The 24852-nt window shown below is 41.4% G+C and carries 19 protein-coding genes and 4 pseudogenes; 14 read left to right on the top strand and 9 right to left on the bottom strand.

What is annotated here, in order from left to right; all coding sequences use genetic code 11:
* The 3 genes from A3844_RS21600 to A3844_RS21590 form a co-directional block, all read left to right on the top strand.
* Positions 1-1304: condensation domain-containing protein (locus A3844_RS21600; RefSeq protein WP_244169821.1), on the top strand; the 1304-nt coding region annotated here is incomplete at its 5' end.
* Between the two features lie 204 nt (positions 1305-1508).
* Positions 1509-4676: a non-ribosomal peptide synthetase gene (locus tag A3844_RS21595; protein ID WP_074108424.1), complete on the top strand. Its 3168-nt coding sequence runs from the start codon at positions 1509-1511 to the stop codon at positions 4674-4676.
* A gap of 1341 nt (positions 4677-6017) precedes the next feature.
* Positions 6018-6731 carry a thioesterase II family protein gene (locus A3844_RS21590; RefSeq protein WP_074108423.1) on the top strand — a complete coding sequence of 238 codons (714 nt, stop codon included), beginning with the start codon at positions 6018-6020 and terminating at the stop codon, positions 6729-6731.
* A gap of 399 nt (positions 6732-7130) precedes the next feature.
* On the opposite strand, the pseudogene A3844_RS21585 reads toward A3844_RS21590, so the two are convergent.
* Positions 7131-8435 (bottom strand): annotated as a pseudogene (locus tag A3844_RS21585) (transposase).
* Positions 8436-8475: 40 nt separating this feature from the next.
* On the opposite strand from A3844_RS21585, the pseudogene A3844_RS21580 reads away from it, so the two are divergent.
* The 6 genes and pseudogenes from A3844_RS21580 to sigK all read left to right on the top strand — a co-directional run.
* Positions 8476-8805, top strand: a pseudogene (locus A3844_RS21580) (sigma-70 family RNA polymerase sigma factor); the annotation flags it as partial.
* Positions 8806-9073: 268 nt separating this feature from the next.
* Positions 9074-10078 carry a Gfo/Idh/MocA family protein gene (locus tag A3844_RS21575; protein WP_074108422.1) on the top strand — a complete coding sequence of 335 codons (1005 nt, stop codon included), beginning with the start codon at positions 9074-9076 and terminating at the stop codon, positions 10076-10078.
* Between the two features lie 8 nt (positions 10079-10086).
* Entirely contained in the window at positions 10087-10983 is an 897-nt protein-coding gene (locus A3844_RS21570; RefSeq protein WP_074108428.1) for an AraC family transcriptional regulator, read from the top strand.
* Between the two features lie 11 nt (positions 10984-10994).
* Entirely contained in the window at positions 10995-12080 is a 1086-nt protein-coding gene (locus tag A3844_RS21565) for a Gfo/Idh/MocA family protein (RefSeq protein WP_074108421.1), read from the top strand.
* Between the two features lie 103 nt (positions 12081-12183).
* Entirely contained in the window at positions 12184-13026 is an 843-nt protein-coding gene (locus A3844_RS21560; protein ID WP_074108420.1) for a sugar phosphate isomerase/epimerase family protein, read from the top strand.
* A gap of 10 nt (positions 13027-13036) precedes the next feature.
* Positions 13037-13585, top strand: coding sequence for an RNA polymerase sporulation sigma factor SigK (sigK, locus tag A3844_RS21555; protein ID WP_143192125.1), 549 nt, complete (start codon positions 13037-13039; stop codon positions 13583-13585).
* Positions 13586-14070: 485 nt separating this feature from the next.
* Here the strand turns inward: sigK and A3844_RS21550 are convergent, their stop codons facing one another.
* Positions 14071-15036: an NAD(P)H-dependent flavin oxidoreductase gene (locus tag A3844_RS21550; protein ID WP_074085784.1), complete on the bottom strand. Its 966-nt coding sequence runs from the start codon at positions 15034-15036 to the stop codon at positions 14071-14073.
* A gap of 265 nt (positions 15037-15301) precedes the next feature.
* Between A3844_RS21550 and A3844_RS21545 the strand changes: the two are divergent.
* The 3 genes and pseudogenes from A3844_RS21545 to A3844_RS33540 form a co-directional block, all read left to right on the top strand.
* Positions 15302-15499, top strand: a pseudogene (locus A3844_RS21545) (sigma factor); the annotation flags it as partial.
* Positions 15500-15696: 197 nt separating this feature from the next.
* Positions 15697-16308: a hypothetical protein gene (locus A3844_RS21540; protein WP_074108418.1), complete on the top strand. Its 612-nt coding sequence runs from the start codon at positions 15697-15699 to the stop codon at positions 16306-16308.
* A gap of 156 nt (positions 16309-16464) precedes the next feature.
* Positions 16465-16671, top strand: a pseudogene (locus tag A3844_RS33540) (sigma factor); the annotation flags it as partial.
* A gap of 127 nt (positions 16672-16798) precedes the next feature.
* Here A3844_RS33540 and A3844_RS21530 read toward each other — a convergent pair.
* From A3844_RS21530 to A3844_RS21510, 5 genes are all read right to left on the bottom strand, one after another.
* Positions 16799-17476, bottom strand: coding sequence for a TetR/AcrR family transcriptional regulator (locus A3844_RS21530; protein WP_074100513.1), 678 nt, complete (start codon positions 17474-17476; stop codon positions 16799-16801).
* A 95-nt stretch (positions 17477-17571) separates the two neighbouring features.
* Positions 17572-18390 (bottom strand): oxidoreductase, encoded by an 819-nt coding sequence (locus A3844_RS21525; protein WP_074108417.1) that lies wholly within the window; start codon positions 18388-18390, stop codon positions 17572-17574.
* A 218-nt stretch (positions 18391-18608) separates the two neighbouring features.
* The gene (locus tag A3844_RS21520; protein ID WP_425270619.1) at positions 18609-19463 is read right to left on the bottom strand and encodes an oxidoreductase; all 855 of its coding nucleotides are present in this window, start codon (positions 19461-19463) and stop codon (positions 18609-18611) included.
* A 62-nt stretch (positions 19464-19525) separates the two neighbouring features.
* Positions 19526-19912, bottom strand: coding sequence for a MerR family transcriptional regulator (locus A3844_RS21515; protein ID WP_074100510.1), 387 nt, complete (start codon positions 19910-19912; stop codon positions 19526-19528).
* Positions 19913-19952: 40 nt separating this feature from the next.
* Positions 19953-20546, bottom strand: a complete 594-nt coding sequence (locus tag A3844_RS21510; protein WP_074108416.1) for a TetR/AcrR family transcriptional regulator — start codon at positions 20544-20546, stop codon at positions 19953-19955.
* A 165-nt stretch (positions 20547-20711) separates the two neighbouring features.
* Between A3844_RS21510 and A3844_RS21505 the strand changes: the two genes are divergently transcribed.
* Together A3844_RS21505 and A3844_RS21500 are read left to right on the top strand one after the other, a co-directional pair.
* Positions 20712-21941, top strand: coding sequence for an NADH:flavin oxidoreductase/NADH oxidase family protein (locus tag A3844_RS21505; RefSeq protein ID WP_074108415.1), 1230 nt, complete (start codon positions 20712-20714; stop codon positions 21939-21941).
* Between the two features lie 443 nt (positions 21942-22384).
* Positions 22385-23029, top strand: a complete 645-nt coding sequence (locus tag A3844_RS21500; RefSeq protein WP_074108414.1) for a phosphatase PAP2 family protein — start codon at positions 22385-22387, stop codon at positions 23027-23029.
* Between the two features lie 11 nt (positions 23030-23040).
* Here A3844_RS21500 and A3844_RS21495 read toward each other — a convergent pair whose 3' ends face one another.
* Entirely contained in the window at positions 23041-24162 is a 1122-nt protein-coding gene (locus tag A3844_RS21495) for a sensor histidine kinase (RefSeq protein WP_074108413.1), read from the bottom strand.
* Complete coding sequence (locus tag A3844_RS21490) at positions 24155-24835, bottom strand: response regulator transcription factor (RefSeq protein ID WP_074108412.1); 681 nt, start codon at positions 24833-24835, stop codon at positions 24155-24157. Before A3844_RS21490 ends, A3844_RS21495 begins: the two co-directional genes overlap by 8 nt.
* Positions 24836-24852: the final 17 nt, after the last annotated feature.

Raw genomic sequence — 24852 nt, 5'->3', positions numbered from 1 at the left:
GCGTGATGTTATATCGCAAGGAAGGTTATCGTGAAGATATTGTGCAACAAGTGATGCAGCGTATGATGGAGCATCATGATGCTCTGCGAATGGTGTATGAACAAACAGAAACCACGGTGCATCAGTACAATAAGGGCATCCAAGAATTGTTGGTAGAGGTACCGGTGCTAGAAGTAAGAGGCCAAGGCCTGGAAGAAGTAGAGAGACAAGCCACGCGTATTCAAGAAAGTATCGACCTGGAAAAAGGTCCAATGATGCGACTGGGGCTGTTCCGAGCAGACGATGGCGATCACTTACTCATTGTGATCCATCACTTGGTAGTCGACGGTATATCATGGCGGATATTATTAGAAGATTTCGCTTCAGGATATGCTCAAGCGCTGAAGGGTGAAGAGATCAAATTCCAGGCGAAGACCGCATCATACCAAGAATGGTCAAGTCGGATGAAGGAATATGTCCGCAGTGAAGCATTCGCGGCAGAAAAAAGCTACTGGCAACAACGATTAAACCAGGCCAATGGGGTAGGAGCGGAAGTAACGGCGGAAGAAGTCGGACAAATTGGCGATGGAAAGTATATCGAGGTACAACTGGATGAGGACATGACGGAAAAAGCGCTCCGTCAGGTAAACCAAGCTTACAATACCGAAATCAACGATATTCTAATGACGGCCCTTGCGATGGCAATCCATGAATGGGATGGAAGGAAAGAAATATGTATTGATATGGAGGGTCATGGCCGAGAGGAATTGGTTGAAGGATTAGATATTACTCGAACGGTAGGATGGTTTACAAGTATCTATCCAGTGATTCTTCAAGTCAAAGAACAGGAACTGGGAAGACAAATAAAAACCATAAAAGAAGCACTACGTTCTATTCCGAACAAAGGAATCGGGTACGGCATGTACCGCTACTGGAGTGAGGAAGGCCAAGGCGATGGACGGAAAGTATCTGGAATTAGTTTCAACTATTTAGGACAGTTTGACCAAGACTTCCAGACAGAGATCTTCGAAGGATCTTCGTTATCTGGAGGGGTTATGGCAAGTTCTGATTTGCAACGAAATAGTGCACTAGAAGTGAGTGGCATTGTGAAAGAAGGAAGAATGCGATTTACGTTTGGTTACAACGGAAAGCAGTACAGTGAGCAGGAGACGGAGAATCTTGCGAGCAGTTACATGCAGAAGCTAACAGCCATTATTAAGCACTGTGTGGAGAAAGAAAATACCGAGCTGACTCCAAGTGATTTGAGCAGTAAGAATATTTCATTTGAAGATTTAGAGGCATTGTATCAATCATTAATAGATTGAGCTATTCCTTGAGTTTTGAGTACTGACAGGGTTCCGAATATAACAAATTCGGAACCCTAAGAATAATCCCAGCAGAAACCAATGTTATTGATGAAATTTTCTAAGTAAGTGCGGAGATAAAAAAGTGAATTTCCGAAATATCTCCTCAATCACTGCCCTAGAAAAATATTGATTTATATTAGGAGTTAGGAGAGATTAAAATTTATGAACCTTTTTTCTAAGGATAATATTAAAGATGTGTATCACTTATCATCGATGCAAGAAGGAATGTTGTTCCATTCCCTTTATCAGAAGAATGAAGCCTACCATGAGCAGATAAGATTTAGTGTAAAGGGGAGTTTTGATGTTTTAATTTTGGAAAAATGCTTCAATTTACTTATTGAGAGGCATGAAGTATTACGAACAATTTTTTCTTATAAAAATACTAAGAATCCACTACAAATTGTTTTAAAAAAACAGAAAAATCTTCATATAAAATATAAAAACATCTCTCATGAGTTAGAAAATGTTAGGATTAATATGATATCTGATTATATTAAAGAAGATAAAAAGAATTCATTTAGGTTGACGAAGGATGTTCCAATGAGAGTAGCTGTTTTTGAGATGGGTGAGGAGCAGTTCGAGGTGATTTGGAGCTTCCATCACATTGTTATAGATGGTTGGAGTCTAGGTATTTTGTTTGGTGAATTACTCCAAATCTACGAATCCTTAAATAAGGGAACACGCTTACAATTGGAGACGGCACAGCCTTATAGTCGTTTTATTCAGTGGTTAGAAAAACAGGATAAAGCAAAGGGATCTGATTACTGGCAGAATTATTTAAAAACTATCGATGTAGTAACCACCCTGCCGGGGTATAAAAAGACAGTGGGACAAGAGAGATATGAACAAGAGGAGTTGTGTTTTGCGTTAGGTGAGGAGCAGACGCGAATACTACAACAGTTAGCGAACAAATACCAGGTCACATTAAATACCATGATGCAGACGATTTGGGGAATAGTCCTTCAGAAATATAACCGAACGAATGAAGTTGTTTTTGGTGCAGTCGTTTCGGGGAGACCTGCAGTGATACCAGGAATCGAGAAGATGGTAGGCTTGTTTATTAATACTATTCCTGTCCGAATTTCAAATAGTCCGACTCAACAGTTTACGGAGGTACTGAAGGCAGTTCAATATGCAGCGAGCGAGTCAGATGCATATAGTTCGTATCCTTTATATGAGATCCAAAATCAATGTACACTAAAACAAGATTTGATCAATCATATTATGGTGTTTGAAAATTACCCGATGGATGATCGCTTGAAGGACATGGGTCAAACAGCAGGAGTAGGATTGGAACTATCTAATTTCAATACGTTTGAGCAAACGAATTATGACTTTAATGTGATTTTGATACCTGAAAAGGAACTTGCTATAAAATTCAGTTACAATCTGAACGCGTTTGAACCTGGAAGTGTGGAACGAATGAAAGGTCATTTGCAACATGTTATTAAGCAAATCATAGCAAATCCGAACGCAACGATTGATGAGATTGAAATGGTTACAGCAGAGGAAAAAGAACAGCTTGTATACTTATTTAACCAAACAAAAGCAGGTTATCCATCTCATCAGACCATACATCAGTTATTCGAGGAACAGGTTCAAAAAACACCAGAGAATATTGCTGTTGCAGCTGAAGGTCGACAGTTAACATATCGTCAGTTAAATGAGCGTTCTAACCAACTAGCAAGAGCTTTAAGGTCTCATGGAGTTAAACCAGATGTTATTGTTGCGCTTATGCTAGACCGATCGATTGAAATGATTATTAGTATATTAGCCGTTCTCAAAGCAGGAGGAACATATCTCCCAATTGATCCAGATTATCCGGCGGAAAGAGTAGAATACATTCTCGAAGATAGCAAGGCTTCATTCTTAATTACAACAGGTGAATATGTTGCTGCTACTACATTTAGTGGAGTAACATTCAATCTCTCAGAGGAACTGGATGTCATATCGGAAGAGGAGATAACAAATTTAGAGGGTATAAATAGCCCCCAAGATGCTGCATACATCATATACACTTCAGGTACTACAGGTTTACCTAAAGGGGTTATCATCGAACACAGAAATGTCATTCGCTTAGTTCTAAATGATGAAATGGAATTTGACTTTAATGCGAATGATGTATGGACAATGTTCCATTCTTATTGTTTTGACGTTTCTGTTTGGGAGATGTACGGTGCCTTACTGTATGGGGGAAAACTTGTTATCGTACCAAAGTTTATTGCACAATCTCCAGAGGCGTTGACAGATTTATTATTACAAGAGGAAGTAACAGTTTTGAATCAAACACCGACAGCATTTTATGCCCTTATGCAAGAGGGAAGCAATTTCATTGGAAATGATTTGGCACTACGCTATATCATTTTTGCTGGAGAAGCACTAAGTCCAAAAAAAATATATAAAGTGAAAATAGCGTATCCACATACGAAATTAATTAATATGTACGGGATCACAGAGGTAACTGTTCACACGACCTATAGGGAAGTGACTATGGAGGATATTGAAAGTGAGAAAAGTAATATCGGTCATCCTATTCCCACAACCACTATGTATATACTCGATGAACAGCAAAAACTTGTCCCTGTAGGCGTGATTGGAGAGCTTTTTGTTGGTGGAAAAGGGATTGCTCGTGGCTATTTGAATCGCGAGGAGCTCACAAGGAATAGATTTATTGCGAACCCGTTTAAACCCGAAGAAAAGATGTACCGAAGTGGAGACTTAGCACGGTGGTTACCAGATGGGACTCTGGAATATATGGGTCGGATGGATCATCAGGTGAAGATTCGTGGATACCGGATAGAATGTGGTGAGATTGAGGCGCAGCTGTTGAAGCATGATTCGGTTAACGAGGCCGTGGTTATGGCACGAGAGTCAGACGATGGCAGCAAGTATCTATGCGCTTATCTTGTTAGTGAGACCACCATAGATGTAACCGAATTAAGAAGGCATTTGGAGAAACTCGTACCAAGTTATATGGTACCTGCCTACTTTATCGATGTAGTGCGAATACCATTGACTTCAAACGGAAAAGTGGACCGGAAGGCATTACCTTTACCAAAAGAGGGGTGGATGCGAGGAAATGAGTATGTTGCACCCCAAGGAGCACTAGAAGAGCAACTCGCTGAGATCTGGAAAAAAGTTTTGGGGATTGAGCAAGTAGGACGAACAGATGATTTCTTTGAGTTAGGTGGTCATTCAATAAAAGCAGTACAATTAGAATTAGAGCTAGAAAAAAATGGATTCCAAGTTGAAGAAATTATAGTTTATTCATATAGAACTATTAAAGAAATGGCCTTTCATTTTAAAAATCTGAATTTAAAAAGTGAGTGAAAGCCAAAATCAGCTGTTAATGGAATAAAACTGAGCTGAAATATAAAAAGATTGTATTTCTGGAATTAATACCTAAAACAAAAGGGGGTTATGCAGATGGAACTTCAGTATATCAACGAATTACCAGAATAGCTATTTGCATGGCCCGACAATTGCTTAGCTTGCTCGTAATGAAGAATAAGCTTGTTGTGGAACTAGTAATTTTTTTAATCAAACAACGTTATAGTGTAGCGAATGTGCCAGGAATACCTTCCTACAGAGTGAGCGCATTACAAAACAGATTAGAATGATACAAAATTCACGATAGGTCTTGTGCTAGACATTGACTACATAAGGACATACGTTCACATCGAAATTCAGAATCTAATCTACGGGGTAAAACTTGACAGATCCGCTTACTGGCCATAAGCTCGAAGATTTGCGAACTTATGGACTCTAGCAAATTGATTTTTTCGCTTAATTTTAAAACCGTGGGACGGATCTGGCTCAAGCCTGTCATATTTGTATCAGCGAATGTTTTCCGGGGAACATCAGCTATTTCAGCGAGGATTCCAGTAGCATAAATGTCTAATCCCTTTCCCCTACTTATTCAGATTCATGATTCCTGAATAACTAATGGAGTTCACTGAACTTTAAAAAGACTTGATTCAGGAAGTGAGTTTTATCCTTAGCAATACTCTGCATCAAGTAGAAATGAGTAAGGTGTATGCCGTTGGAAGGCTTGATTTTCAATTTTATCCTACCTGTCACGCAGAAGTGGCCCGAAACGCAGATGGTCTGCAATCACCCAGGCATCGATGGGATCGTTCTTTTTTTATGGAAAAAATAGTAAACTGGTTACCTTTTTGTATTGATTGTGTATATATTCAATTTCAGTTCATAACTTCAAGTTGGATTGTAGGTAATGAGCGAGTTGCCAATAAAGATTCGTTTGGCTTCCATACCTTCTATGTCAAGCTGTTATTATTGCGTTTGGCTGTATCAAGCAAGCATTTTAGAAGGTGGTAGGTATCTGATTGGTTATATGGTTTGTAAAAGGAAGCAAGTGAATCCCCGGTTCCACTCATAAATGGTACATGATGGGATTCATGATAGTCTGAGCTACATCATCCGAAGCAGTATAACGTTGTGGTTAGAAAATAGTAGTGGTTCTTGTGTGGCAAGCTTAAATAAGCAGTATCTTTTGATCAGCAGGGTACAAGGAAATATCCTGAAACAAGCTTACCAATTCTATTGTCCCACAGGCAGGTCAAAGATCTCGCAGGAAATTTTGCTGATGATTTTTGGCCCCTCGGGAACTGAAAATTTAACTTCAAACACTATGATAAGAGGAGGTACAAAATGATTAATACAAAGTTATTTTGCATTCCATATGCGGGCGCTTCAGCGACGATATTCAATAAATGGAAGAGAATGAATAAAGATATAGGGATAGTGCCGATTGAATTAAAAGGTAGGGGCTCAAGAATGAGGGAACCTTTGTATAAGACTTTGAAAGAGGCAGTAGACGATGTTTATTTAAGAATTATTGATCAAATTGATGCTCATTCTGAGTATTCTTTATTTGGACATAGCATGGGCGGGTTGATTGTTTTCGAATTGGTTCATCGAATTATTAATGAAAAGATTAAAATGCCACAAAAAATATTTATATCAGGTTGTACCTGCCCTAGAGAAAGAGAAAATAAACAAGTTCATTTACTACCAAAAGAGCTTTTTTTCAATAAAATATTTGAACTTGGGGGAACTGATGCATTGGTTTTTGAGAATGATGAACTTACAGATCTTTTTGGACCTATTCTAAGAGCTGATTATAAAATAACGGAAGAGTATGTAGCAAATAATCATAGAAAAATAAAAAGCGATTTGTTTATATTATATGGAGATTCAGATATGGGTAGTAAAGGGGAAAAACTAATTAATTGGAAAAATGAAACTAGTGGTCACTGCGATTTCCAAAAATTTGAAGGAGGGCATTTTTTTATTATAGATCAAGAGGCTGAGGTACTGAATTATATAAATTCAATTTTAGTAGCTTCAAATAGTATTAAATAATGAAGGTTAGTGTACCTTATACGAAAAAGGTGTATACAAACTATTAATTGATTCGAATGTAGTTCAAGGCTACCAATAAGGTTATTGTTATATACAACTCGACTTATGTTCTCAAAAAGATAGAAGGAAGGATATGGGGGTGATGGATATCCTATTTAAAGAAGTTTTTTATCATGAGGTAAAATGATTAGTTATTTTTTAGGTTATAAAGTGTCGATCGATAAGGATATGTTTATCCACACTTTTCCCGAAGCGATGAGCCATTCCACTTGCATTTGAATAGATAGGAGCTGTTCTTTGAATCGAATGATTGGATACTATATGAGTCAATTTGATAAAGCATCTTCTCGATAATCAGACTAATCGAATTGTGAAAACTTATTTTTTAGAAAATGTGGACTACGCTGCCAACTTACTAACTTTCAGTGATTGGTTCAAGCGATCCACGGTTAATTTACAAGCCGTGTAGGTCAGACAAGTCATTTCGAAATCAACCTTAGCAAAGGCTCCGAGATGACGAATATTGTTCAACTGAAAGTATTCTTTCAAGTAGGCGTTGATGCTTTCGACGGAGGTTCACTTCTTGTACAATTCGTAATAACTGTCATTACCACGTGTAAGGATGGTATATTTTTTAGGGCTAGCGCTAATTTTTTCTTAAATACCTTTTGGCATTGACCATCGTTAAATGGACATTCGGTACATGCTTTAGGCTGTGTGTATTTTAGGGTTCCATATTTCGGATCAAAGCTGTCGTAGCGATACGAATGACCTTCCTTACAGAGAGGGCGGAAATATTTGTCCACTTCTACATCGGGTTACTCATTGAGGCGATTGTAATCGATGAGGGCTCGCGCTCCCATCGCCTCTGCTTGCTTGTAAATCGGTACCAAATCATAGCCCGCATCCGCAAGCACATGCGTCACAGTGAGGTCCGGATGTCTCTCAGCGAGTTCTTTAAGTAAAGGGATAGCCATTTCCGTCATTGATGTTGCCGGAGGACGGTAAAGCGGTAAGGATATATTGGCTTTTGCAGTCCACTAGAAGATGAGCTTTAAAGCCATACAAGAACACGTTTTTGCCTTCGGAGTTCTTTTTCACTCCCCAACGGGGGGTAGCGGAATTTCTTTCAGTTACTCGTCATAGGTCTATGGCAATTGGGCTTCGACCTTCTTCTCGAACAGGGCACGATTTTCTTCAAGTTCTAGCTGTTCCTTTAGCCATTGCTCTCGCTCACTTTTGGGTTTACGCCCGCGTTTTTCTTGGGAAGTGGCGTGGCTGGTGGTTTGCATCGTCTTTCTTCTTCTCGGGTTGGCGATCTCTAGCCTCGATATGAGCGGCATCCATGGCGATCATGGAGGCATCGTTAAAGCCCTCTTGAAAGGTTTGCTGAACCAATGCTTCTTGCGATTGCTGAAATGCTTGAAGCTTTTGAATTAACCGGGTATACGAAGCTTCACTTGGAATTCGATCGGAACCACTAAAGCCGCAATCCGTGCTGAATTCGATACTTCTTGTCAAACGTCTCCTTAGATCTTTAATCGTCGGGATTCACTCTACAATTCGAATAAACAAGGATTTCAACATGGCCGCATAATTCAACTGAGTCGGTGCACCCAGAAAGGCTTTCTTGGATACCAGACGTAAGAAAGGCGTAATATCCAATGTCTCGAACAGGTAAGCATACGTATTTTGGGGTGACATTTCTAATAAATCGGACAAGGAAAATAGACTTTCTATACATAAAAAGGACGTATCCCTCCATGATCCGATCGGGACGGACAAGGAAGGCAATGAGATCACCCTCATCGATATTCTCGGTTCTGACGCAGACGATATTGTGAAGGAAGTCGATCTGAAGATCGAGAAGAGTAAGATTTACCGCAATCTCGACATTCTAGATGATCGGGAGAAGGAAGTGGTAGTGGGGCGGTTTGGGCTGGATACGGGCGGGGAAGAGCGGACGCAACGGGAGATTGCGAAGGAGCTGGGGATTTCGCGGAGTTATGTGTCTCGGATAGAGAAAAGGGCGCTCATGAAGCTGTATCATGAGTTTTATAAGGCGAAGCGGTAAGCTTAAAATTAAGGCGGTATTCGTTAATAATAGAGCCAATAGAAAGCGACTTGTCTGCGGATGAGTTGCTTTTTGGTTTTTGATGGATCAGGTCAAGGGGATATGATAGGAAAATACCATTTAAGGGGCATTAAGAGAGTAATAATTGTGAAATAACAAATGTCGTAATATTATATATTGATTGTCGTTATTCTCTATTAAAAAATAGTTGCGATCATGATACTTTATAAATAGATGTCATGATTATATATATTGGAGGGTAAGGCTGATGAGCATTGGGATAGGAGTAATTAGCTTTTGGCATGTCCATGCCTGGGACTATGTGAAACAAGCACAAGAGCATGAGGATACTTTTATTGCAGCAGTATGGGATGAAGATGCAGAGCGTGGGAAGAAAGCGGCTGAATCTTTGGGAGTTCCCTTTTTCACTTCATTAAATGATATGCTTGCGCAAAAAAATGTGGATGCTGTAATTGTGGATGCGCCAACCAATAGGCACACAGAAGTACTGGTGGCTGCTGCCGGGGCGGGAAAACATATATTCACTGAGAAGGTGATTGCTCCAACGGTAAAGGAAGTTAATGATATCATTTCGACGATTGAAGCAAGACAGCTGAAATTAACGGTTTCATTGCCACGGTTAAACGATGGATATACCCTATCCATTCAAGAACTGATAAGTCAAGGCTTGCTCGGTGAGATCACATATGTCCGGGTCCGTTTATCACATAATGGGGCGCTTGCGGACTGGTTGCCTGATCATTTCTATAGTTTGGAGCAATGCGCAGGAGGCGCGCTAATTGACCTTGGCTGCCACCCTATGTATTTATCCCGGCTATTTTTGAGCGAAGAAGTTACCGGGGTGAATGCGAATTTCGGCTACATCACAGGCAAAGAAGTAGAAGATAATGCTGTTGTGACACTTTTTACGAAATCAGGTGCGATCGGAGTTGTAGAAGCCGGGTTTGTGAACAGTCATTCCCCGTTTACGATCGAGGTCCATGGAACCGAAGGGTCTCTTTTATTTGGAACACCGGAAGAAAAATTGCTGCTTAAGACCAATTTAGGTAACGGAATCTCTGGCAACTGGACGGAAATAGCTCTGAAAGACCATAGGGAGAGCGCTTTTCAGCAGTGGGTGGGCCATGTTCAACATGATACACGCGCTGATGAGAATATCCGGGTAGCTGTTGAACTTACTGCCTTAATGGAGTCCGCTAACCGCTCGGCTAAAGAAGGACGTGTGGTTGCTTTGTCTGAGGTAAACAATTGATCTACCAAATGATGTCTCAAAAACCGGATATTCTGGAAAGGCTTGATATCTCGATTCTATGGGGACATTATGAAATTACAGTGCTCAGGTTTCACTTAACATCCTTTCCGCCTGGGAAAATCATTGATTTCCATAATCACGCCGAGTTTGAATTTCATTTCATCCCCAAAGGTAAGGGAAAGGTAATCTTGGGTGAGCAGGAGTATGCATTAGCAGAGGGGATGCTTTACTTAACCGGACCAGGTGTTATGCATTATCAGGAAGCGAACTGCGAAGAGGCGATGGATGAATTTTGCCTGCATATTGATATCAAAGAGAAACCTAGAGATGGAGCGGACCCATGGGAGGTAGCGGAAGCTGAAGAATGTGTCGGGAAGCTGCGGCATTTGCCCCTTTTTCCTATCCGGGATCGTTATCATGCCATGGATTGCTTTCTTGAAGCCTATGAAGCGTATGACGGGAAGCTGTCCGGATATTATACCTCCATCAAGCATCAGGTAATCAGTATTCTGTTGAAGGCCGTAAGAGCGTATGATCTGGGCGGAATAGTTACAGAAGCTCCAGTACGGGATATGTTGAACTACAGGTACCATTTTGCCATTCAATACATGAAGGCTAATATTTCAAGCGGAGTAACCCTGGACACTGTTGCTGAAAAACTGAATATCAGCTCCAGGCAGTTGCAAAGGGTTTTTAAAAAGGTTAACCCTGAACAAACGTTTAGCAGAATTCTCGAGGATATACGTTTGCAAGGAGTCTGTCACAAGCTATCTGAAAGCGTTCTCTCTATTGAACATATTGCTCAATCAGAAGGATTTGCCAATGCGACCTATCTGCATAATGTTTTTCGCAAGCGCCTCGGCATGACCCCCGCTGTATATCGCAAAGAAAACTCTATAAAGTGAGGATGATAAGGATGACTAAAAGCTATCGTATTGGAATAATCGGGTGTGGCGGAATCGCGAACGGTAAACATTTTCCAAGCTTAAGTAAGTTAAAGAATATCGAAATCGTTGCGTTCTGCGATATTGTGGAAGAGCGGGCTGAACAGGCTGCCAAGCAATATGGAGGCAAAAACGCCAAAGTCTATACAGATTACACAGCCTTATTAGAGGACGGTACAATAGATGTTATTCATGTATTGACACCGAACGAATCACATGCGGAAATTTCCATCGCCGCTTTAGAAGCCGGCAAGCATGTAATGTGTGAGAAGCCAATGGCTAAAACAGCAGCAGATGCCAAAAGAATGGTAGAAGCAGCTGAGAGAACCGGAAAAAAATTAACGGTTGGCTACAACAACCGCTTTAGAGAAGACAGCTTGTATTTGAAGAAGCTCTGCGAGGAAGGACAACTGGGTCACATTTATTATGCTAAGGCTCATGCGATCAGAAGAAGAGCTGTACCGACCTGGGGTGTTTTTCTGGATGAGGAAAAGCAGGGAGGAGGGCCTTTGATTGATATCGGCACCCATGCGCTTGATCTGACCTTATGGATGATGGACAATTATAAGCCAAAGGTCGTCTTGGGTACTAAATATCATGAGCTGTCGCAACGGGAAAATGCCGCCAACGCATGGGGACCTTGGGACCCTGAGAAATTTAAAGTTGAGGATTCGGCCTTTGGAATGATTGTTATGGAGAATGGCGCGACAATCATGCTGGAATCCAGTTGGGCGCTTAACTCGCTGGAAGTGGATGAGGCCAAATGCAGCTTAAGCGGAACGGAAGCAGGCGCAGACATGAAAAATGGCTTGCGCATTAATGGTGAACAATTTGGCCGTATGTATACGAACCAGATTGAGCTTGGAGCGGGCGGAGTGGCTTTCTATGACGGTAAAGAGGAAAGCGCGCCTGACCTGGAGATGAGAAAGTGGATTGAGGCCATTGATCAGGACAAGGAACCGCTCGTAAAACCTGAGCAGGCATATGCAGTTTCATTAATTTTGGAAGCAATCTACGAATCGGCACGTACAGGTAAAGCGGTTTATTTTAACGAGTAACAGGGTATCCCCTTTAAATGTTCGTTTTTGAGGTTAATATAGTAAATCAGTTTCGAAGGTGTGGGCGTTCGGAAATTACCACAACTTTAGGGAGGATTCGACAATGTTAAGAGGGTTGACACAGGAGGGGATTGGGGCAGTTGAAAGTCCGGAGCGTATGATCGAATTGGCATCTGAAGCCGGATTTCAGGCGGTGGATTTCAGTGCCAAAGAGCTGATCGACCGGCTCGGAACAGCGGGGGCAAGAGAGAAGCTAGCCAAGCATGGCGTTATTATTGGCTCTATTGGATTACCAGTAGAATGGCGGGCGAGTGACGATGAATTCCGGGATGGCCTGTCTGCCTTGATAGAAGAAGCTGCAGCGGCAAGAGCCCTTGGCTGCACATGCTGCTGCACTTACATTTTACCGTCAACAGATATGAAGCCAGCGCATTTCATGGCGCTTGCCACCCGGCGGCTGAAGCTATGCGCCCAGATTCTCGGCGTTTACGGTCTGCGGCTTGGACTTGAATTCGTCGGCCCGTATCATTTGCGGACATTCTGGAAATATCCATTTATTTGGACGATGGAAGAGACGCTGGACTGGATTGATGCCATCGGGGAACCGAATGTCGGTTTGCTGCTGGACGCTTATCATTGGTATACAAACGGTGGGACCATTGCGGATATCGAACGGCTGCAGGCCTGTCAAATTGTTCATGTGCATATCAACGATGCACGAAATGTGCCGGTGGAAAAGGTGCTGGATAACGATCGGCTGTATCCCGGAGAAGGGGTGATTGATTTAGCCGGATTTGTGCAGGCTTTGCAGCATATCGGTTATGATGGCGTCGTATCACAAGAAATACTTACTCTGCATGCGCCGGTGGAAACGCCGGAGCAGTTGATTAAGCGGTCCAAGGCTGGTTTTGATCGCGTATTTGAATATAAAAACAAGCAAATTTGAATCAGGAACGATCGTAATTGGTTTGTTTTTTACATCGCATCGTGTCCACAACCTCAAAAAATTCGACAACACAGGGGAAGACATGGAGGACCTCATCTCCGTCGGCACCATTGGGCTGATCAAAGCTATCGAGAGCTACCGGCTGAACAAAGGCACGAAGCTCGCTACTTTTGCTGCCCGCTGTATTGAAAACGAAATCCTGATGTATTTGAGATCGCTTAAAAAGACCAAAAAGGATGTATCCCTGCATGACCCCATAGGGACGGATAAGGAAGGCAATGAAATCACCCTCATCGATATCCTCGGCTCCGACGCAGATGATATTGTGAAGGAAGTGGATCTGAAGATCGAGAAGAGTAAGATTTACCGCAACCTGGACATTCTGAATGACCGGGAGAAGGAAGTTGTGGTTGGGCGGTTTGGGCTCGATACAGGCGGGGAAGAGCGGACGCAGCGGGAGATTGCGAAGGAGCTGGGGATTTCACGGAGTTATGTTTCGAGGATAGAGAAGAGGGCGCTCATGAAGCTGTATCATGAGTTTTATAAGGCGAAGCGGTGAGTGCACATTACAAGTAGCATCCGCTACAAAAGGAACGTTTATTATGCAACTTGTCTACGGACGAGTTGCTTTTATTATTTTATAGATTAGGGGGGCTTTATGATGATGGCATTCAAAGAACGCTTCAAGGACCATATTAGAATTTTTTCAGAAGATATAGTTCAGCGAATTTTTGAATTAAACCAACTCATAAAAATACATGAGAAAGGGAGAGGGCAAATTGTTAAGTGGTGCTCTGAATAGTACATATATCCAGTCATCATTTGCGAATATTCTTGGTATTCTGCATATTGCATTTGGCTGTGAAGATATTTAGCTGTTGTTGCAATTAAAAAGAAAGGTACGGAAATCTTTAGTTAAATACAACCCAAAAGCTTATTAAATATAACTAAATTTGAGTATCAAGCGAAATAAAAAACCACTTACGCTCGGAAATCCCAAGCTTGCTTAAGTGGTTAATCGTGCTTTTGAATCTTATAACAACCTTAAGTTGCCGGGTTCAATGCCCCTTGATACTCATTCATTAAATTGTCGATAATCTGCTGTACGGACAAAATCTCTTTTATCTCATGAACTCTGGATCCAGCAAAAACCAAACCGTTCTTAACATCTCCTCTAAGGGAAGTGAGCAGGGATTCCATTGTACAGAAGCGATGTGAACAAACCTTTAGACAATCATAGCATTTGACTATCCTTAATTTGGCATCATTACTGATCCGGTCCGTAAATTCATTCCGAATCGCTCTACCTTCTAGACCAACAGTAGACTTGATGAGGACAGTATCTCCTTGCTGAGCATCTACGTACTTTTGCTTGAAGGCTAAGGGAGCATCACACTCATGACTAGCTACAAAACGGGTGCCCATTTGAACACCAGATGCACCCATCCGAAGGGCTTTTGCGATATCATCCCCTGTCAGAATTCCACCCGCAGCAATAACCGGAATCGAAACGGCCTCTAAGACTTCAGGAAGGATATCAAACATGGATCTGTCTGTACCTAAATGGCCCCCAGCTTCGAACCCTTCCACAACGACTGCGGAGGCACCAAGTCTTTCGGAAATTCGCGCTAATTTGGCGGATGAAACAATAGTTACGACAGGAGTACCATATTCTTTACCCCAAGCATAAATATCTCTAGAAATACCGGCTCCGGAAATAATAAAGTCAACCTTTTCCTCCAAAGCAATCTTCATTTTTTCGGCAAAATCCTTCACTGCGAATAGTACATTTACACCGATATATCCAACCCCATTAGAGAGTTCTCTTGTTTTGCGAATATGCATTCTCAGCTCATCAGCAGTGATTCCTGTACCAGAGATGGTGCCGATCCCGCCTGCACTGGCTACAGCAGCGGCTAGTCCACTTAAGGATATGCCTACACCCATTCCACCTTGAATAACAGGAACTCTCGATTTAATATGTCCGAATTGGATTGTTGGAAGTTTCAATTACACACCTCTTTCGCAAGTTGTTGACATTATTAAAACTCCTCTAGAGTAATAAGATATATAGTAACACAGTTAAGTTTTTTTCGGATGTGACTGTAAACATGCTCAAACTATGTTATTTATCATGTCTTTCAACTGTTTTCTTTAAGCTGTTGATTTCAAGTGGAAATTTAAGAAAACGAAGTGACTATTAAAAAATGGACAATGAATAACATAAAAAGAGCCATCAATCCGGTAAAACCGTCATACTTCATCGTATCGTGTCCATAACCTCAAAAAATTCGATAACACTGGCGAAGACATGGAGGATCTCATCTCCATCGGCACCATCGGGCTGATTAAAGCTATCGAGAGCTACCGGCCGAACAAGGGCACAAAGCTCGCGACCTTTGCTGCCCGCTGTATAGAGAATGAAATCCTCATGCATTTGAGATCGCTTAAAAAGACCAAAAAGGATGTATCTGCTTCTTCTTAATGTTTGTGGACTTCAGTTTATTGAAAGAAGTCCAAAGTTTCTTTATAATAGGAAGAGCAAAGGTGAGATTTTACATTATTTTCCTATTCGGATTCTTAGGAAGTGATTTTCTAAATTAATCAATGAAACGGAATTAAAAATTTATTTGAAAGAAATAAAAGAGATTCACAAAGGAGAATTTAAGTATGAAGAGCAAATGGTTAAAGGTAATGACAATTATAATTGGCGCTACTATTGTTGCAGCTACACTTAAGCATCCTCATCCCTTCGCAATCGCTACGGTCAAAGCTTCCTCAAAGGTAATCCAGACGGAACCGCACATATACAGCAGTGCGAACGCTTTTATCAATCAATACAATAAGAATTCCAAGCTTGGACCGATTGAATCCTATACGATCATAAAGAAGTATGGAGTAATTAAGTTACAGGCCAGTCTTGGAGGAGCTGGTACGATGACCGCTGGAATGAATGTGGATAAAAGCTTGAGAAACCTCATATATCAGCAAAAATACCTGTACTATCCGCAAGAAACATTGGATGATATGAAGAAAAATGGCATTGAGGGTGATGGGGGAGTAGAAATAGCTTTGACAATGCAAACGCTGTTATCGATAATTTCACCTAATGCCACTGAAGAGGAACAACAAGAAGTGATCGCTATGTTTGACCATACGCCAAGATTAGATCCTAAAAAGGCTAGCTGGAAGACTGCTAAAATCGGGAACATTTCCTACAGCCTTCATATGTCAGAAGAGGGAATGTGCTCGTTCAAAGTCTCTCGGCAAGCTGCTCATTAACCTAAGTTCCCGGACCTAGCAATTTGTCCGTTGGTACAACTTCGGAGCATCGACATAGTGGATTGAATTTCTTGACCCCAGATCAAAGACATATGGGTCTTTCTGAGGAGATATTGAGAAGAGAAAACAAGTATATGAGGCAGCAAAAGGACCTAGTCCATCGGCACCATCGGTCTGATCAAGGCCATTGAGAGCTACCGCCCAAACAAGGGCACGAAGCTCACTACTTTTGCTGCCCGCTGTATTGAGAATGAAATCCTGATGCATTTGAGATCACTTAAAAAGACCAAAAAGGATGTATCTCTGAATAATCCGATTGGGACGGACAAAGAAGGCAATGAATTCACCTTAATCGATATATTAGAGCAAAATATACAGTAATCTGAATATTTTTGATGACTGGAAACGGAAGTGGTGGTTGGGCGCTTACACTGGCAAGAAGAACCTATGCAGCGGGTGATTGTCATCCGAGTCTACTGGTGGTTTTCCTTTATTGTTTGTTTGTACGATCAGCTACATGATTCTTTTGATAACCATCCAAATAACAAGCCATTGTCTTAAGCACGTCACTCTTAAAATTACGCTTGAAATCATCCAGACCGTTCTTTTCGATAATATCAATGACCTCTGGAGGTAAGGTAGCAGATAATTTACAGCCCGTAATAATTGAGGCTTCCGCTTGAAGGATTTCCATAATATCCTCTTGTGTTAATTCGTTATGTTCGCAAATTATTGAGACTAATTCTGACATGAACTGGTACAGTTTCAGTTTCTGATTCAGCATCGTTTCTGCGTCAACATTTTTTTCGAATACTGCCGTTCGCATGGACTCCAGCAGGATATACAAGGGGTTATGATCTGCCAGTTCAGTAAGTTCATTCAAAACGAGACTTTTGAAGTCATCAAAATTCCGGATTTGCATTTCTTTCACCATTTCCGTCAAACGAGTAAGCCTTTTGTCATACTCTCGGCACAACAGGCTGAAAAACAATGCCTCTTTAGTTTTAAAGTAAACAAACAAAATACCATTTGACACGCCCGTCTGCTTAGCAATATCGGACATTTTAATTTTTCCGTAGTCGGTTGTCATAAACATTTCAGCTGCTTTATCGAGGATGCCCTGAGCTTTTAAAGCCTTAGCTTCCGGAGACATCGCGCGTTTTGCCATAACTGCATCACTCCATTTCGATCAATTTTAATCTCTTATTGATCTGGAGTCAAAACTAAAATAACCATTGGTTTTTATTCTTGTATATTGGCCAATCAAAACAACATCTTGATGATTCTGTCGAAGCCACGATCTCCAACAAGGTTTTTCATAAACACCATGGGTTTTGCCATAAAACCAACAAGATAACGGGTTTTCGGTCTCCGTACGGTCACAGCTTTACTGATTGTACGTGCAATTAGCTCCGGCTTCGATAATTGATTCCCTGTATAATTCTTAATCATGCCATCCGCTATTTTGCTAGCTGCCTGAGTATAGGCGCCCTTAGCGGATACCTTTTTAAGATTTTCGGCAGCAATAATACCCCAGTCTGTTTTAATTCCCCCCGGCTCAACAACAATCACATCAATACCAAAGGGTGACAATTCAAGTCGGAGGCAATCCGAAAGACCTTCCACTGCAAACTTGGTCGCGTGATACCAGCCACCGAAACTGGTCCAGACTTTACCTCCCATAGAAGAAATGTTGACAATTTTCCCGGATTTATTTTTCCGCATACCCGGTACCACAAGCTGAATCATTCTCGCCAGACCAAACACATTTACTTCTACCTGGCGCCGGGCCTCTTCGATTGGAACATCTTCTAACGCTCCATATGAACCATATCCAGCATTATTGACCAAAACGTCAATTCTTCCTTCAATTTTAAGAATTTCATTGATACATTGAACCATGGATTCGTCATCGGTCACATCCAGTGAGATTGGACGAATTCCTTTTGCCTCAAGCTCCTGCATTTTTTCTATACGCCGGGCGGCTGCATAAACAGTAAACCCCTGCTTCTTTAGTTCAATTGCTGCTTCTTTGCCGATGCCGGACGACGCCCCTGTAATTAATGCAACTTTTTGACTCATAAGTGAAACCTCCATATTAGTTAATTGACTCTGAGTCAACTATAATTGACTTATAGTCAATTGTCAATTGGGGAATTTATTCAGATGAGAAGCGGGGCCATACCGTATCAAATACACGTTTGCCACCACTTTCATTCTCTTACGCCTTGGCTCCGCCCCTATTACAGCGGAGCAATTAAAAAGTGTTGCCCAACTTTATAAGTCAGGCAACACTTTAATCAGTTTTTAAAATCAGCGTTGAGTGTTGTCTCTTTCCATTCTTCTATACTTGCAAGTAAGTTTGTAAATTTAGATGTGGCTCCCAGGTAGGCTCCTTCACCCAGAAGCAGGCGAAGCGGCGGGTTATCGGCTTGAGTGATCATGATAACTGCTTCTGCAGCTTTTGCAGGATCCCCCGGTTCTTGCCCGCCTCCTTGCTGTAAATAGTTCAACATCTGGCCTACTGAGGATTCACTGTAATCAGAAATTTGTGTCTCAGTTTTAACTGAAGAACGACCACCCCAATCTGTGCGGAAGGCGCCGGGTTCAATCAATGTTACATGAATATTAAATGACGCTACTTCTTGGGCAAGACTCTCAGAAATACCCTCAAGGGCATATTTTGTAGCATGATAGTAACCAAGTGTAGGGAAAGAGGCTAATCCGCCGATGGATGAGAAATTTATAATATGGCCGGACCTCCGGTTTCGCATATACGGTAAGACAGCATTGGTCATATGCATAAGACCCCAGAAGTTAATTTCAAACATCTTTCGTGTTTCTTCCTCGATACTTTCCTCCACGGAAGCAAAATAACCAATGCCAGCATTATTTACTAATACATCAATATGGCCGAATTTTTCAATTGTCTCAGAAACCACGCTGTTAATCTGATCTTTGTTTGTTACATCTAACGGCAAAGTAAGCGTGTTTTTTTCATGTCCTTCTGTAATATCCCGGATCGCTTCAACATTACGTGCAGTGATTGCCACCTTGTAACCTGCGTTAATGGCATGTTTCGCGATGTGACGCCCAAAGCCGGTAGAGCATCCAGTGATAATCCAAACTTTTTCCTGCGTAGGCAAAATAATCACTCCTTTAAGTAGTTATGCAACTCAGTCTACTACTTAAAGTATACTTGAAGTCAAATCTGACGTTAGAGTAAAGCTTTTTTGTCTGATGTCTGCTTGTACATTAATATATCGTATATTGCAATTTTGCGTATTATTTTTTCTAAATGTAGTTGGGTTTGCAGTACGGACTTTTCAACTTTCATTTTGTGCGCCGATAAAAAATTCTTTCGAGCATCCAGTGTTTCATCCCCTTGTAAGATAAGGTCTGTATACGCTTTGATCTCCTCGATTGTCATGCCTGTATTCTTCAGGGCAATAATTAATTCCAGCCACTCCAAAATCTCCTCCGAGTATTCTCTCCTTCCGCCGGAGTTCCGGTTTACAACGGGTAGAATTCCAACCTCTTCATAATAACGTAGGGTTGAAGCGGGGAGTCCTGTTATTTTTACGATTTCATTTATGCTAAACATTGGATTCTTCCTCTCCTAATCTTAAAGTTGGCTTTAAGGTTCAGACCCCTTTTTTTTCGTTCATATTCAACGCACCCAGCAAAAGATTTAAATATTGCAAAGCTTGCGCTTTGGGGCAGTCGTTTTCTTTTAAAAAGCGCCATTCCAGAATCAGAAGGATCGTATTGCAATAGTGGTCGGCTACAAGTTCATAGGGGAGAGCATATCGCTCTATACAACCTCCAAGATAAAAGATTTCCCGCAATTTGGCACCCAAGTGAATGCGAAAATGCAGCAGCAGTACCTTCTCTTCCGTATTAGATTTCAAAATCTGCTTTAATCTCGTTTGATTGGCCTCAACGAAATCATATGCACGGTCAAAAAAAACGGACAAGCGCTCTTCCGGGCTAAGGTTCTCATACTCCTCCAGATGAATCTGCTTGTACAGACATTGCCAACAGTAATTGAGCAGATCATATTTGTCGTCAAAATAATTGTAGAATGTGGCCCGGGGATAATTGCTTTGCTGGCATAGTTCATTCACGGTAATCTCATAAAAAGACTTGCCGGAAAGTATTTGGAACATGGCAGCCGAAAAAGCGTCCAAGGTCCGTTGTGCACCCTTGGTTGCTTTTTTGGAAAGATCATATTTCACGGTCTGTGCCTCCTTTTGCAATTTTCTCTTTTTGTCCAAGTTTGGACCAAACCCGCTAATTGATTCTTGATGAAGATGACATTTTCACTTATTGTACTTAATATATTTGCACGTGTCCATATATTTGCGACTGAAAACATGGAGTGCTTAGAAGGAGAGAATAAAATGACAAAAATCAAAGCTGCAGAAGGACTAACACTACCTAATGGGACGTTCATTAAGAACCGCTTTTTCAAGTCGGCAATGAGTGAAACAATGGCCAACCGGAAGAGTCAACCGGGCCAGTTGCATGTGAATCTATACCGGGAGTGGGCAAACGGAGGAGCGGGAATTGTGATGACCGGCAATGTGATGGTTGACCGCAATGCACTGGGCGAGCCGGGAAACGTCGTTGTCGAGGACAGAAGAGATATTGAAATCTTGAAGAAATGGGCAGAGGCCGGAACCGCGAATAATACACATCTCTGGATGCAGATTAATCATCCCGGCAAGCAATCTCCGCGTACGGTTTCGAGAGAAGCGGTAGCCCCAAGTGCTGTTCCGATCAGCGGCAGCTATGGAAGTGCGTTTAAAAAACCTAGAGCGTTAACCACCGCTGAAGTCAAAAGTATTGTGAACCGGTTTGTTATAACTGCAGCCATCGCCAAAGAAGCAGGGTTTACAGGCGTTCAAATTCATGCTGCCCATGGATATTTAGTCAATCAGTTCTTGTCGCCGTATGATAATCAGAGAAAGGATGAATATGGGGGAGAGCTGAAGAACAGAATGAGATTTTTAGTGGAAATTTATCAGGGAATGCGTAAAGCCCTTGGTCCGGATTTTCCGATCGCACTGAAATTGAACTCAGCCGACTTCAAGGAAGGTGGATTTACCGAAGAGGATTCGATTGAAGTTGTAAAGACAATGGCTGGTTTAGGCATTGATCTGATTGAAGTATCGGGCGGAAGTTATGAGAACCCCAAAATGATGTCAGATCGTGGTGAAGGTGGGCATGAGGTTTTCTTTCTGGAGTATGCTCAGAGAATCAAGTCACTCGTAGATGTTCCGATCGTGGTTACCGGCGGCTTCAGATCACAAGAAAGTATGCAGGAAGCTCTTATGAACAATAAGACTTCCATGATCGGGATTGCACGTCCGTTTGTCTTGGTTCCGGATATTGCGAACCGGATTATGCAAGGCCGGTATGAAACTGTAAAAACCCCAAGGTTAACCACAGGTCTAAAAGCATTGGACAAAAAACTCGGCTCTATTATTGGGCTCAGCTATTATGAACAGCAAATGAAAAGGGTTGCAGAAGGTAAAGAATCCAAACGTCACCAAAATGCCTGGAGTCCCTTAACTCATGCTTTAATGCAGAACGGCCTGGCGGCACTTGTGCCACGTCGGTCAAATTAAGCCGCTATAAAGAGTGCCTGTTTTTCAACTGAAAAAATACTCTCTTCTAATTGCTGAATGTAAGCAGATCAAAGAGAGTATTTTTGCGTTATGGAGTTGAATGAATGAGAATAAGAATTCAACATTATTTCATAAAAACGCACGACGCCCGGGACAGTAACGGGGCCGGTCTGCAAAGCGGATATTATTGGTTTGAAAGTTTACTCATTTCCTGGTTTCTGTGGAAAATGGTATATGTTCCCCTGCAGCAGTTCATTGCCGGGTAAGTCCGATGCGGGAATTTGCTTGTATAAGATGATGATTGTGTGAAAAGAAAGCCTGTTTCCAGATGAATCTGTAGAATCGGATCTTGCATTCAGAAAATCTTTAGAAATCTCCTCTGAAGTTCTTCAGAATTTTCCTCTAAAATGGTGTATGAATAATCCCATTTAGGAGTTGAGAACTTGAAGTATTCTAACAAAGGATCCTCTAATTCAGTATGGCTACCCCTGTTATGGCTTTTAATCGTTCCTGTAATAAATGTTTTTTATAATATACTGAATCACCCGGGGGTTCATGTGTATAGCCTTGAGACGAGCCTGGATCTCAAGATCCCGTTTGTTGCTTCCTTTATTATCCCTTACTTACTATGGTATCCGTTTATTACGGCTGTACTGATTGCTCTTGCTTTCAAGGACAGGCAAATCTATTTTCAGACACTCATTGCGCAGTGCAGCGGTCTCATCATCTCTTATGTTTTCTTCGCTCTGTTTCAAACCGGGATTCAACGACCCGATGTTCATTCTGAACCCGATTTCATCTATAAAGTGGTTAATTTTGTGTATAGTAATGATCAGCAATACAATTGTTTTCCGAGTATTCATGTGCTCACCAGCTATCTGATGCTAAGGGGAACGCGTATTTTCGGACAAAAGATTTGGTTAATGATCACCGCAATGTCTATTCTTATAATTGTTTCTACTGTACTGGTAAAACAACATGTTTTAGCGGATATTGGGGGTGGTATTCTAGTCGCAGAATTATGTTACCGGTTATCTGGTACTATTATTTCATTTGTGCAAAAAAAGCAACAACGCTCCCGCAAATAATACAATCTAACTCACGGATACTTTTCTGATTTAATTTCTTGAACCTCTTGGAAAGGCAATCTTAGTCGAAAAGTGAAGATGTCATGGCTATGTTCAAGGGATAAGGTTCCCTTGTGCAGCTCAGCGATATTCCTGGCAATAGAAAGGCCAAGACCTGCTCCGGTTTGAATTCCTTCGCTTTTTCTGGAATGATCAACTTTATAAAAACGTTCAAATAGACGTTTCTCTTGGTCCTTTGAGAGAGGCGTTCCCTTATTTTCAACTTCAATGATGCATTGTTGCGGTTCCGTTATCATTCGTATGCAGATGCTGCCTGGTTTGAGGGAATACTTTAAGGCGTTCATGAGCAGGTTATCAATGGCTCTGGCGATTTTTTCACTGTCGATTAAGGTGATAATTGGACTATTAGTAATATCTTTCACAAGGTGTACGTTATTTTCTTGAGCAATTGGTTCGAATTCAAACAACAATTGATTTAAGAGCTGTGACAAATCACTTCTCTCCAGAATAAGCCGGGAATCCACCGATGTAAGCCGGGTATATTCAAACAGATCATCCAGCAGTTTCTTCAAATGAATCGCTTTATTGTAGGTGTTCTGAATAAAACGCGTATATTCTTCTTGATCTTGGTATGATTCTGTACGTAGAAGCTCAATATATCCGATTATGCTTGTAAGAGGTGTACGCAAATCGTGTGAGATCCCCGTGATCATCTCCATCTTCGATTTTTCAACTTCACGTTCCTTTACAATCTGTTGTTCCAAACGTTCTGCCATTCGGTTGATATTTAACGCAACACGTCCCAGTTCATCTTCCCGAGCTACAGATACACGGTAATCCAAATTGCCTTCCGCTATGATTTGAAGTCCTTGCTCCAGTGATATTAAATCTCTGACGATTCCCCGGGTCAACGTAAAAAAGGTAAAGACAAAGATCACTAGAAAAAGTGGTGTCAGAAGAAAGGAGAGGACATTCAATACCCATCCCCATTGGGTTACATTTCCAAGGTGGATGATTAGAATGCTGAGAGAAATATTTATAGAACTAGTAATAATTAAACTGAGCACCATCCTAATTAAGATATTGGTCTGAATTCGCTTTTTTTGTCGCGGCTTTCGCACAGATTCAGTCAATTTTATATCCAACTCCCCAGACAGTCTTAATATACAAAGGTTCTCGTGGGTTCTTCTCCAATTTTTCTCTTAAATTACGAATATGAACCATTACGGTATTGTCGGAATACCCATAAGGCTCTTTCCATACACTCTCGTAAATCTGCTCCGAACTAAAAACGTGCCCAGGCCGGCTGGCAAGCCGGGTTAAAATCGCAAACTCTAGTGGAGTCAATGAAACATCTGTACCGTTTATCTTCACAGAATGTTTGTTTTTATCTATGATCAGGTCTTTAATGATGATCAGAGAATTAAATTCTTCCTTTCCAATTAAAGACTGACGCCGTAACTGGGCTTTTACACGAGCCAGTAGTTCCAGCGGATTAAAAGGCTTGATCATGTAATCATCTGCCCCGGTAGTTAGACCTGTGATTTTATCAATGTCCTCCTGCTTGGCTGACAGCATAAGAATTGGGGTATTGGTGATTTCCCTTATTTTGAGACAGGCTGTGATTCCATCCATCCGAGGCATCATGACATCCAAGATAACCAGTTGAACCGAAGTTGTTTGTATTAGATTCAACGCTTCCTGGCCATCTGCTGCTTCAAGTACATGGTAACCTTCATTCCGTAGATAAACATGAATTACATCTCGAATTTCAGAATCATCATCCGCAACAAGGATTGTATTCATTTAGACAGCTCCTCTTC

It is taken from the genome of Paenibacillus helianthi (genome assembly GCF_001909055.1).
Lineage (GTDB): Bacteria > Bacillota > Bacilli > Paenibacillales > Paenibacillaceae > Paenibacillus_AQ > Paenibacillus_AQ helianthi.
Note: the sequence above shows the minus strand (reverse complement) of the source record. Positions and strands in the feature narration are given on the sequence as shown.